The organism is Pseudomonas sp. AIG, assembly GCF_977020205.1.
Window position 1 is genome coordinate 1 of record NZ_CDROCK010000016.1, and the last position, 12,399, is coordinate 12,399.

The 12,399-nt window shown below is 60.5% G+C and carries 9 protein-coding genes; 1 reads left to right on the forward strand and 8 read right to left on the reverse strand.

Going from position 1 to position 12,399, the window contains the following annotated elements:
- The 6 genes from ACWR1S_RS11820 to betI form a co-directional block, all read right to left on the reverse strand.
- A partial coding sequence (locus ACWR1S_RS11820; RefSeq protein WP_454563607.1) for an MFS transporter occupies nucleotides 1-559 on the reverse strand: 559 nt, incomplete at its 3' end.
- Nucleotides 560-698: 139 nt separating this feature from the next.
- The gene (locus tag ACWR1S_RS11825) at nucleotides 699-2,036 is read right to left on the reverse strand and encodes a TldD/PmbA family protein (protein ID WP_454563608.1); all 1,338 of its coding nucleotides are present in this window, start codon (nucleotides 2,034-2,036) and stop codon (nucleotides 699-701) included.
- Nucleotides 2,036-3,478, reverse strand: a complete 1,443-nt coding sequence (locus ACWR1S_RS11830; protein WP_454563609.1) for a TldD/PmbA family protein — start codon at nucleotides 3,476-3,478, stop codon at nucleotides 2,036-2,038. Before ACWR1S_RS11830 ends, ACWR1S_RS11825 begins: the two co-directional genes overlap by 1 nt.
- A gap of 256 nt (nucleotides 3,479-3,734) precedes the next feature.
- Complete coding sequence (betA, locus tag ACWR1S_RS11835) at nucleotides 3,735-5,438, reverse strand: choline dehydrogenase (protein ID WP_454563610.1); 1,704 nt, start codon at nucleotides 5,436-5,438, stop codon at nucleotides 3,735-3,737.
- A 153-nt stretch (nucleotides 5,439-5,591) separates the two neighbouring features.
- The gene (gene betB, locus ACWR1S_RS11840) at nucleotides 5,592-7,064 is read right to left on the reverse strand and encodes a betaine-aldehyde dehydrogenase (RefSeq protein WP_077574839.1); all 1,473 of its coding nucleotides are present in this window, start codon (nucleotides 7,062-7,064) and stop codon (nucleotides 5,592-5,594) included.
- 88 nt (nucleotides 7,065-7,152) lie between these two features.
- Complete coding sequence (gene betI / locus ACWR1S_RS11845) at nucleotides 7,153-7,746, reverse strand: transcriptional regulator BetI (RefSeq protein ID WP_454563611.1); 594 nt, start codon at nucleotides 7,744-7,746, stop codon at nucleotides 7,153-7,155.
- 429 nt (nucleotides 7,747-8,175) lie between these two features.
- On the opposite strand from betI, the gene betT reads away from it, so the two are divergent.
- Nucleotides 8,176-10,173, forward strand: a complete 1,998-nt coding sequence (betT, locus tag ACWR1S_RS11850) for a choline BCCT transporter BetT (RefSeq protein WP_454563612.1) — start codon at nucleotides 8,176-8,178, stop codon at nucleotides 10,171-10,173.
- A 187-nt stretch (nucleotides 10,174-10,360) separates the two neighbouring features.
- On the opposite strand, the gene choV is transcribed toward betT, so the two are convergent.
- Nucleotides 10,361-11,539, reverse strand: coding sequence for a choline ABC transporter ATP-binding protein (choV, locus tag ACWR1S_RS11855; protein ID WP_034153601.1), 1,179 nt, complete (start codon nucleotides 11,537-11,539; stop codon nucleotides 10,361-10,363).
- Nucleotides 11,536-12,381, reverse strand: coding sequence for a choline ABC transporter permease subunit (gene choW, locus ACWR1S_RS11860; RefSeq protein WP_137217404.1), 846 nt, complete (start codon nucleotides 12,379-12,381; stop codon nucleotides 11,536-11,538). Before choW ends, choV begins: the two co-directional genes overlap by 4 nt.
- Between the last annotated feature and the right edge of the window lie 18 nt (nucleotides 12,382-12,399).

Here is a 12,399-nt window from a genome sequence, read left to right on the forward strand (position 1 = left end):
TCCACACCGCGTAGCAACCGATCACGCCGACCGGCAGGTTGATCAGGAAGATCCAGTGCCACGTCAGGTATTCGACCATCCAGCCGCCCATGGTCGGGCCGATCAACGGGCCGAGCAGGCCGGGGATGGTGATGAAGCCCATGATCCGCACCAGTTCCGATCGCGGATAGGCGCGCAGGACCACCAGCCGTCCGACCGGCAGCATCAGTGCACCGCCCAGGCCCTGAATGACGCGGGCGCCGACCAGCATGCTCAGACTGCTCGACAGTGCACAAAGCAATGAGCCGAAGCTGAACAGCAGAATCGCGCCGAAGAAGATTTTCTTGGTGCCGAAGCGGTCGGCGATCCAGCCTGAGGCGGGGATCAGCAGCGCCACGGTGAGCATGTAAGAGATGACCACGCCTTGCATGCGCAACGGATCTTCGGCGAGATCGCGAGCCATGGCGGGCAGGGCAGTGTTAAGAATGGTCCCGTCGAGGGACTGCATGAAGAAAGCGATGGCGACGACCCACGGCAACCAGCGGGCGGTGATGGCGTCGAGAGGCGGGCGGTTGGGCATGGAACCTCTTGTTGTCTGTTTGATGATCGTTCCCACGCTCTGCGTGGGAATGCCTCAACGGACGCTCCGCGTCCGCTTTTGGCTGGGACGCAGAGCGTCCCGGGTTGCATTCCCACGCAGAGCGTGGGAACGATCGCTGTCAGAGGGTGAGCGTGAGTCGGCTGACCAGTGCCCCCGGCAGCAATGCCGAGGAGGTATTGCGCTGGCTGTAGGTACTTGCCGACAGCAACAACTCACGTTCGGCGGTCAACGCTTCCAGCTGCGAACCGAGCAGGCTGTAAGCGCTATCGTCAAAACGCATGGTGCTGACCGGTGCCTGAATCTCGCCGTTCTCGACCCAGAAAGTCGCGAAGCGGGTCATGCCGGTCATGCGCGCCGCCGGCTGATCCGAGTAGTTCAAGTACCACAGGTTGCTGATGTACAGCCCGGTGCCCAACTGCTTGAGGATCTCTGCTTGCGACAGATCGCCCGCCGCCATGTTCAACGCACTGGGCATTTCACCGCCGCCGGCGCCGTTGGCGGTCAGGCCATATTCGGCGGCACTGCGCGAGCCGACCAGTTGATCGCTGGCCTTGCCTTCGACGATCAAACGCAGATCACTGCGCGGATAACCTTCGCCGGAAAACGCCGGGCTCAACGATTCGCTGACTTTCTCATCCAGCGACACCAGCGGACTGAACGCCTGATCGCCGACATACAGCTTCTGCAACGGGCTGCTCTTGCTGGCGATCGACTGCGCCGAGAATCCGCCCCAGCTCAGCATGCCCATGATTTCTTCCAGCGCCGCCGGTGCCAGGTACGCGCGGTACTGCCCCGGCGCCAGGGTGCGCAGTGGGCGGCCGAGAAACTCCAGTTGCTCACGCGCCTGAGCAAAGCGCTTGGCAAAACCTTCGCTGCTCCAGTCGTGTCCGGCGTAGCTGGCTTTCACCGCTTCACCGTTCTGGTGGAACAGGCTGAAATCGAAGTTGAAGCTGTTGGCCTGATGCCAGCCGAACGCCCCCGAAGAACTGGCGAAACCCCGGCTGATCGGGCCAGCGGCATAGAAGCCCACCAAGTCCAGACCTTCAGCAGCGGCGCAGATTTCATCGACAACCTGTTCGGTATCCGGCAGTGGATGTTCCTGCACGTTCTGGCTCTGCCAGCCGTTGTGATTGAGCAGCAGATACGGATCCTGCGGCAGCAACGGCAGAGTTTCGCGCAGTTGTTGCAGACCTTCGGCGAGGCGTCGCAGATCGCCTTCCTGATCACCGGACAAGGTGACCTGCAGGTCGGCATGACGCCCGTCGTTGATCAGCTTCAGAACGATGTTGGCCTGCTGCACTTGCCCGGCCTGACGCACCTTGGCGTGATTGAAACGCACGAACGCCGAGGATTCGGCGGCAAAGCTGAGGGTGAACTGTTCCGGCTCGCGCACGCTGTCGCGCAGCCACTCGACCATGACCTTGAAGGCGTCGGACTGACTCTTCGAAATGCTCATCAGGCGTCTCCCCCAAACACATCAACGTTGCTGAATACGCAGGCCGGCGAAGCGTGGCCGACGCGGATCACCTGGTTCGGTTCGCCTTTGCCGCAATTCGGCGTGCCCAGCACCTTGACGGTGTTGGCGTCGCCGACGGCGCGCAGGCTTTTCCAGAAGTGCGCGGAAATCGCCCGATAGTTCGGGTTTTTCACCACGCCTTTGAGTTCACCGTTTTCGATCAACTGGCCCCATTCACAGCCGAACTGGAATTTGTTGCGCGCATCGTCGATCGACCATGAGCGGTTGGTGCTCATCAGGATGCCGTTCTCGATGCCTTCGATCAGTTTGTTCAGAGGCTGATCGCCCGGTTCGATATTGAGGTTGGCCATGCGGTCGATCGGCGGGCGGTTCCAGCCACAGGCGCGGCTGTTGGCGACGCCGTCGAGACCGGCGCGGAACTGCGACAGCGCACCGCCCAGTGGACGCAACAACAGGCCATCGCGGATCAGGAATTGTTTGCTGGCCTTGCTGCCGTCGTCGTCATGACCGTAGCTGGCCAGTTCTTCGGGAATGCCCGGATCGAAGGTCACGTTGAGCAGTTCGGAGCCGTATTGCAGGCTGCCGAAGTCGCTGGCTTTGACGAAACTGGTGCCGGCGTAATTGCGCTCGTCGCCGAGGATGCGGTCGAGTTCCAATGGATGACCGATGGATTCGTGGATTTGCAGCATCATTTGATCAGGCATCAACAGCAGGTCGCGCGGGCCTTGCGGGGTGTTCGGCGCGAGCAGCAGTTGCAATGCCTGATCGGCGACTTGCGGGCCGGCGCCGATCAAACCGCAGCGGCTGATCACGTCAGCGCCGCCCTGTTGGCCGAAGTTCTCGCGGCCGAGGCTGCGGGTCTGGCTGTCGTTGCCGTCGTAAGCGGTGACGTCGAGCCCTGGATAGACGAAACGCTGGGCCTGGCGCAATTCAGCCCCGGCGCTGCTCAGGTAGATCTGCTCGACGTGGGTAATGCCAATGCTCACCTGCCAATTCACCAGGCGCTCATCCTTTGGCACCGAGGCGGATTCCGCGCCGAGCAGCTCGAAGCATTCGCTCAGGGACGGGAAGGCTTGTTCGAGATTGGGCGAAAAGTAATCAGCGCGATCGCTGGACACTGGCTGATCACGCAGGTCGAGCAAGGCGTGAGGCTTGAGTCGACGGGCTTGAGTTTCGGCGCGTTCAAGCGCAGCTTGCAGGCCTTGTTGCGACAGATCGTTGGTCGCCGCATAGGCCTCAACGCCATTAACGCGAACGGTGAGCATCGCGCCCTCGTCACGGCTCAGGCTTGGCGGTTCGGCAACGTTCTTGCGTACCGACAGGTACTGGCCGGACTCGCGTACGTATCGCAGGGAAAAGAACTCAGCGCCCGTGCGCAAGGCAGCGAAGCGCTGCTTGAGCTGGGGGTGGAAATCGAACATTCGGGAACCTCCTTGTCAGGGGGAAGCGGTAGAGCAGCGGCGGGGAGGGGGTGAAACGGTTGCGCGAGGTCTAGAGTAGGCCTGCGTGGGGGTAGGATCAAGTGAAGAGGGGGTGTAGGAAGATTTACTGTGCGAGGCAGGAGATCGTTCCCACGCTCTGCGTGGGAACGCCGCCATGGACGCTCTGCGTCCGCTGTGTGACGCGGAGCTTCACCGGATGCATTCCCACGCGGAGCGTGGGAACGATCACTTCCGGCTACTGAGCAGCCGGGGTGATATCACGCATCGGCTTGCCCTTCACCGGTGCATCGCCCGCGACATAGTAAGCAGCGGTGCTACGCGGCAGCGGCTGACGGCCACGGATCTTGTCGGCGATTTTCTCGGCGATCATGATCGTCGGCGCGTTGAGGTTGCCGGTGGTGATGATCGGCATGATCGAGGCATCGACCACACGCAGGCTCTGCATGCCGTGCACGCGACCTTCGCCATCGACTACGGCCATCTCGTCGGTGCCCATCTTGCACGAGCAGGACGGGTGGAACGCGGTTTCGGCGTGCTCGCGGATGAACTTGTCCAACTGCTCATCGGTTTGCACTTCAATGCCCGGGCTGATTTCACGGCCACGGAAAGCGTCGAGTGCCGGCTGCTGCATGATTTCACGGGTCAGGCGGATGCCGTCGCGGAATTCCTGCCAGTCTTGCTCGGTGGCCATGTAGTTGAACAGGATGCTCGGGTGCTGGCGCGGGTCTTTCGACTTGGCCTGGATGCGACCACGGCTGGGCGAGCGCATGGAACCCATGTGCGCCTGGAAACCGTGCTCTTTCACACCGTTGCTGCCGTTGTAGTTTATCGCCACTGGCAGGAAGTGGTACTGGATGTTCGGCCATTCGAATTCCGGACGCGAACGGATGAAACCGCCGGCTTCGAACTGGTTGCTGGCGCCGATGCCGGTGCCGTTGAACAGCCACTCGGCACCGATGGCTGGCTGGTTGTACCAGAGCAGCGACGGGTACAGCGAAACTGGCTGAGTGCAGGCGTATTGCAGGTACAGCTCAAGGTGATCCTGCAGGTTTTCACCGACGCCCGGCAGGTCGTGGACGACCGGAATGTCGAGCGACCTCAGCAGCTCGGCAGGGCCGACACCGGAGCGCTGCAGAATCTGCGGCGAAGCGATGGCGCCGGAGCACAGCAGCACTTCTTTGCGCGCTTTGACTTCAACACGCTCTTCAGCGTCGCCGACCAGGTAACGCACGCCAACGGCACGCTTGCCTTCAAACAGAATCTTGTCGGTCAGGGCGTGGGTGACGATGGTCAGGGTCGAACGCTTTTTCGCGGTGTCGAGGTAGCCACGCGCGGTGGAAGCACGACGGCCGTTTGGCGTGACGGTGCGGTCCATCGGGCCGAAGCCTTCTTGCTGGTAACCGTTCAAGTCTTCGGTGCGCGGGTAACCGGCTTGTACGCCAGCTTCAACCATGGCGTGGAACAGCGGGTTGTTGCCAGCCTTTGGCGTGGTCACGCTGACCGGGCCTTCGCCGCCGTGGTAATCGTTCGGGCCGATGTCGCGGGTTTCGGCTTTGCGGAAGTACGGCAGGCAGTCGAGGTACGACCAGTTTTCCAGGCCTGGCAGTTTCGCCCAGCCGTCGTAGTCCATCGCGTTGCCGCGGATGTAGCACATGCCGTTGATCAGCGAGGAGCCGCCGAGGCCTTTGCCGCGACCGCATTCCATCCGACGACCGTCCATGTGTGGCTCTGGATCGGTTTCGTACGCCCAGTTGTAGCGACGACCTTGCAGCGGGAATGCCAGTGCCGCCGGCATTTGCGTGCGGAAGTCGAAACGGTAGTCCGGGCCGCCTGCTTCAAGCAGCAGAACGGTGACGCCGGCGTCTTCAGTCAGACGGGTCGCCAAAGTGTTACCGGCCGAGCCGGCACCGATGATGATGTAATCGAATTCTTGGGACATTGAATGCACCCTCTTTAGATGTGGTCAGGTCGGGCCTGACGAGTGCTTTGCACTCGATTCGCAAGTAGGCTCGCTCCCACATTGGAATGGGATCTCCTGTGGGAGCGAGCCTGCTCGCGAAGACGGCCTCACGAGCAATACAGGACTCGGGTCTTAGAACACCGAGACGTAATCGCCCAGCTCGACCTGTACCGATTTGATGCGCGTGAAGTTGTTCAGCGAGCTGATGCCGTTCTCACGGCCAACACCCGACTGCTTGTAACCGCCAACCGGCATTTTTGCGTCGGACTCGCCCCAGGCGTTGATCCAGCAGATACCGGCTTCCAGTTGATGAATCACGCGGTGCGCGCGGTTCAGGTCTTTGGTGACGATACCGGCGGCCAGGCCGAAGTCGGTGTCGTTGGCGCGGCGGATCACTTCTTCTTCGGTTTCGTACGACAGGATCGCCATCACCGGGCCAAAGATTTCTTCACGAACGATGGTCATGTCGTCGGTGCAATCGGTGAACACGGTCGGTGCGACGAATGCGCCTTTGGCGAATTCGCCGTCGGTCAGACGGTCGCCGCCGCACAGCACGCGGGCACCTTGTTCTTTACCCTTGGCGATGTAACCCAGCACGCTTTCCATGTGCGCGAAGCTGACCAGCGGGCCGAAGTTGGTGTTTTCGTCTTCCGGGTTGCCGACGCGGATGCGCGCAACGCGCTCAACGATCTTGGCTTCGAAAGCGGCTTTCAGGTGCGCCGGTACGAACACGCGAGTGCCGTTGGTGCAGACCTGACCGGAGCTGTAGAAGTTGGCCATCATGGCGGTGTCGGCAGCGCGATCGAGATCGGCGTCGTCGCAGATGATCAGCGGGGATTTGCCGCCCAGTTCCATGGTCACGTCTTTCAGCGACGAAGCCGAAGCGCTGGCCATCACCTTCTTGCCGGTGTCGGTGCCGCCGGTGAAGGAGATTTTTTCGATACGTGGGTGCTCGGTCAGCCAGGTGCCGACTTCACGGCCGCTGCCGGTCAGTACGTTGAACACGCCATTTGGAACGCCGGCTTCGGTGTAGATCTCGGCCAGTTTCAGGGTGGTCAGCGAGGTGACTTCGCTTGGCTTGAAGATCATCGCGTTACCAGCCGCCAGGGCTGGCGCGGATTTCCACAGCGCGATCTGGATCGGGTAGTTCCACGCGCCGATACCGGCGACCACGCCCAGCGGCTCGCGACGGGTGTAGACGAAAGAAGTGTCACGCAGAGGAATCTGCTCGCCTTCGATGGCCGGCACCAGGCCTGCGTAGTATTCCAGCACGTCAGCACCGGTAACGATGTCGACGTATTTGGTTTCGGAGAAGGATTTACCGGTGTCCAGGGTTTCCAGCGCGGCCAGTTCATCGTTGCGCTCGCGCAGGATGTCGACGGCACGACGCAGGATGCGCGAACGCTCCATGGCGGTCATCGCGGCCCAGATTTTCTGGCCCTTTTCAGCGCTGACCACGGCGCGCTCGACGTCTTCCTTGGTCGCACGTTGCACCAGTGCGAGGACTTCACCGTTAGCCGGGTTGATGGCTTCGAAGGTGGCATCGCTGCCGGCGTCGGAGTACGCGCCATCGATGTAAAGTTTTTGCAGTTCGAAACGGGCCATAGTGTCCTCGCAAGTGCATTGGTGGTTGGCGTTGACCACCGCGCTAAGGCTGCGGTGGCGTTCAGGGGCCGAGCGTTTTCTGTGTGCTCTAGCTCACCTTCTTGGCCAATTGGAAATCCATGTATTCGTAAGCGATCTGTTGCGCCTGCGCCGTGTCGAAAGCATCTCCCGACAAAGCGCCGCGCAACCACAAGCCGTCAATCAACGCTGCCAGTCCCCGCGCTGCGCTGCGCGCGTCTTCGAGCGGCAACACACGGCGGAACTCGCAGCACAGGTTGGAATACAGACGGTGATCGTTGATCCGCTGCAACCTGTGCAAAGACGGCTGGTGCATGCTGGTGGCCCAAAAGGCCAGCCAGGTTTTCATTGCCGGGCCATTGACCTGGCTGGCGTCGAAGTTGCCTTCGATGATCACCTGCAGATGCGCCCGTGGGCTGTCATCTGCCAGCGCCTGTCGGCGCACGGTGACGCTCTCGCTGAGGGCAGTCATCAGATACCGCATCGTGGCGGCAATCAGGCCGTTCTTGTCCTGAAAGTAATGACTGATGATGCCATTCGAGACACCGGCCAAACGGGCGATCAGCGCAATGCTGGCGTCCCCCATTCCGACCTGATCGACCGCCTGCAAAGTGGCTTCGATCAGTTGTTGGCGGCGGATGGGTTGCATACCGACCTTGGGCATCTTGCACATCTCCTTAGGCCTTCCGAGCGGCGATTCACGCCTATCGGATTGACGGCCAGTCTATTTTGTTTTGATTGAACGTTCAATCAACAAAGAATAAGATCTGCGACAAATCGTCGCTGCCTACAGATTTTTCCTACGTGTAAGTGGCGATAAAACCGACATCCGAAAATGCTCGAAACCTGTATGGGGCATGGCGCGGTTCGCGATTCGATGGACGTGTTGAAAGGGCAAGACGCTCAGGGCCAGGTTTCGGATGAACGTCCGTCCACCTTCGGCCACGAAAGCGATTCGCAGCGCCATTTCGGCAGGTTCGGGCTTTTTTCGGGGTGTCTTTATATCACCCGCCGGTCGGCTGCCAACTAACCGATTGGTCGGGTTCCGTGTTGCCTTGTGTTCTTCTCTCGCACTGCCTGGAGCATTTGTGCCATGAGTTCTGCCTCGCTTATAAAGACCCCGCCCGAGAAGGTGACGGTCAACGGTTGGGTGTTTTACACCTCTACCGCGCTGATTCTGTTGTTGACCGCCATTCTGATTATCGCCCCGCAAGAGGCCGGCAGACTGTTGGGTATCGCTCAGGCCTGGTTGTCGCGCAGCTTCGGCTGGTACTACATGGTGGTCATCGCCGCCTACCTGGTATTTGTCGTCGGCCTGGCGTTTTCCTCGTACGGCAAACTCAAACTGGGCAGCAAGGACGACACCCCGGATTTCAGTTACGGCGCCTGGGCGGGGATGCTGTTCTCGTCGGGTATCGGTATTTCGCTGCTGTACTTCGGCGCGTCCGAGCCACTGGATCACTATTTCAATCCGCCGGAAGGCGCATCGGCCAGCAACATGGCCGCGCGTCAGGCAGTACAACTGACGTTCCTGCATTGGGGCCTGCACGGCTGGGCGATCTACGCACTGGTCGGTCTGGCCGTGGCGTACTTTGCTTATCGTCATAACCAGCCGCTGGCGCTGCGTTCGGCGCTGTATCCGCTGGTGGGCGAGCGTTGGGTCAAGGGCGCGGCCGGTCACGCGGTGGACGGCTTCGGCATGTTCGTGACCCTGTTGGGGCTGGTGACCAACCTGGGGATTGGTTCGCTGCAAGTGTCGTCGGGCCTGGAAAACCTGTTCGGCATGGAGCACAGCAACACCAACCTGTTGATCGTGATCATCGTGATGAGCACCGTGGCGACCATCGCTGCCGTGTCCGGCGTGGAAAACGGCATCCGTCGTCTGTCCAACCTGAACATCGTGCTGTTCAGCGGTTTGCTGATTTTCGTGCTGTTGTTTGGGCCGACTTTGCACTTGCTCAACGGCTTCGTGCAGAACATCGGCGACTACCTCAATGGCATCGTGTTGAAAACCTTCGACCTTTATGTGTATGAAGGCGACAACGCCAAGTCCGAGCGCTGGATGGGCCTGTGGACGCTGTTCTACTGGGCGTGGTGGATTTCCTGGGCACCATTCGTCGGCATGTTCATCGCGCGTATTTCCCGTGGTCGTACCGTGCGTGAGCTGGTGGCCGGCGTGCTGCTGATTCCGCTGGGCTTCACCTTGGCCTGGCTGTCGATCTTCGGTAACTCGGCGCTGGACCTGGTGATGAACCATGGCGCGGTGGAACTTGGCAAGACGGCGCTGGAACAGCCGTCGATGGCGATCTATCAATTGCTTGAGCATTACCCGGCGTCGAAAGTCGTCATCGGTGTGTCGATCTTTGTTGGCTTCGTGTTGTTCCTGACCCCGGCCGACTCCGGCGCGGTAATGATGGCGAACCTGTCCTGCAAGGGCGGTAACGTCGATGAAGATGCGCCGCACTGGCTGCGGATCTTCTGGTCGGTGGTGATCACCCTGGTGACCATCGGGCTGCTGTTTGCCGGTAACTTCGAAGCCATGCAAACCATGGTGGTGCTGGCCGGTCTGCCGTTCTCGGTGGTGCTGGTGTTCTTTATGTTCGGCCTGCATAAGGCGATGCGCCAGGACGTGCAGATCGAACAGGAGCAGGCGCAGCTGGCTGAACGCGGTCGTCGTGGCTTCAGCGAGCGTTTGACGCAACTGGACTTGCAGCCGAGCCAATCGGTGGTGCAGCGTTTCATGGACAAGCAGGTTAGCCCGGCGCTGGAAGATGCCACCGCGCAGATGCGTGCGCAGGGGCTGGAAGTGCAGACGCTGTTGGGTAAATCCAAGCGTTGCATGGGCGTGCGCGTCGAGATGGACGAGGGCAACCCTTTCGTTTACGAAGTGAGCCTGGACGGCTATCTGGCGACCCCGACCGAATCGGCGCAGTCCGATGAAGCGCGCCAGCGTTACTACCGCGCTGAAGTGTATCTGCACAACGGCAGCCAGGATTACGACCTGATGGGCTTCACACAGGATCAGATCACACGCGATGTGCTCGATCAGTTTGAAAGCCATCGGCAGCTCCTTGGCCGGGTGTACAGCTAAACCGCTAAAACAAAAGGGGCTCGATTGAGCCCCTTTTGCATGATCGTTCCCATGCTCCGCGTGGGAATGTCTCAATGGACGCTCTGCGTCCGCTGTTGTGGGACGCGGAGCGTCCCGGGCTGCATTCCCACGCAGAGCGTGGGAACGATCAGGGATCGCTCACCGCGATCCCTTTTTTTATCCCGCCTTAACCGAGGTTCTTGCCCAGCAGCGCGTGATACAGCTCGCTGTCGCCCAAGATCCCCACCACATGATTGTCATCGTGCAACACCAGTTTGTTGCCGGTCTGATAACGAATCTGCAGCGCATCACGCATACCGATGTTCGAATCCACCAGCGTCGGCTTGCGCTCCAGTCCCTCTACCGCTTGCCCTGGTGCCCAGTTCTGCAGGTTCAGCACCGAACCGTTCTGCCGCGCGCCTTTGATGGTGTTGCCTTCGGCCAGATCCAGCCACGAATCGCCGCCCGGATCCAGACACACCGAACCATTGATGCGTTTGCACTTGTCCAGGGTGCGCATCAGGCTGCGGCCGCAAAGTACGTTGAGCGGATTGGTGTGCGCAACGAAAGTGCGCACGTAGTCGTCCGCCGGGTTCAGCACGATCTCTTCCGGCACGCTGTACTGGATGATCCGGCCGTCTTTCATGATCGCGATGCGGCTACCGAGTTTCAGCGCCTCGTCGAGGTCATGGCTCACGAACACGATGGTCTTGCTCAGCTTGCGTTGCAGCTCCAGCAGTTCATCCTGCAGGCCCTGGCGGATCAGCGGGTCGAGCGCCGAAAACGGTTCGTCCATCAATAGAATGTCAGCGTCCATCGCCAGTGCCCGCGCCAGACCGACACGCTGCTGCATGCCGCCGGAGAGTTCGTCAGGCTTCTTGTTGCGCCATTGGGTCAGGCCGACCAGTTCGAGTTTTTCATCGACCAGCTTCTTGCGTTCCTTCTCCGGGCGGCCCTGCATTTCCAGACCGAAACTGATGTTCTCGCGCACCGTCAGCCACGGCATCAGGGCGAACTTCTGGAACACCATGGCGATGCGTTTGGTGCGCATCATTTTCAGCTCGGCCGGGGTGCAGGAGGCGATGTCGATCTGGCGGTTTTCATGCTCGACGAACAACTTGCCGCGGCTCACGGTGTTGAGGCCGTTGATGCAGCGCAGCAGGCTCGACTTGCCGGAACCGGACAGGCCCATCAGCACGCAGATCTCGCCTTTGTTGATGTCCAGTGTGGCTTTTTCCACGCCGACGATCTGTCCAGTCTTTTTCAGGATCTCGTTGCGGGTCATGCCCTGATCCAGCAGCTTGAGCGCCTCGCGCGGATCCTTGGAGAAGATTACGTCGACGTCTTCGAAGCGAATTATGCTCATGCGTCACCCCCTACTTTAGCGTCGGGTTGTTTGCAGATACGGTCGAGCATGATCGCCAGCAGTACGATCGCCAGGCCCGCTTCGAAGCCCAGGGCGATATCAGCAGTGTTCAGTGCGTTGACCACCGGTTTGCCGAGTCCGTCGGCGCCTACCAGTGCGGCGATCACCACCATCGACAACGACAGCATGATGCACTGGGTGATGCCGGCCGCGATGCTCGGCATGGCGTGAGGCAGTTCGATCCGTGAGAGCAATTGGCGACGCGAGCAGCCGAAGGCCTTGCCGGCGTCCATCAGTTCTTGCGGGACATCGCGGATGCCCAGGTAGGTCAGGCGGATCGGCGCAGCGATGGCAAACACCACCGTGGAGATCAGGCCCGGCACCACACCCAGCCCGAAGAGGGTCAGGGTAGGAATGAGGTAAACGAAGGTCGGTACGGTCTGCATCAGATCGAGTACCGGACGCATGACAGTGTAGAACATCGGTTTATGCGCGGCGACGATGCCCAACGGCACGCCGATGACCACGCAGACCAGGGTCGCGAACATGACCTGGGCGAGGGTTTCCATGGTTTCCTGCCAGTATCCCAGATTGAGGATCAGCAGGAAGGAGGCGATCACGAAAGCGGTCAATCCCCATTTGCGCTGGATCAGGTGCGCGAGCAGGGCGATCAGGCCAATCAAGACCAGTGGGTTGAACCAGGTCAGCGCAAACGTCACGCCGTGGATCATCGTTTCCAGGGTCACGGCGATTGCGTCGAAGGTGCTGGCGCCGTGTTGCGTCAACCATTCAACGAAGCCCGCGATGTACTGGCCTAAAGGTATTTTCTGATCAATCAGCATGGTAGTGAACGTCCGCAT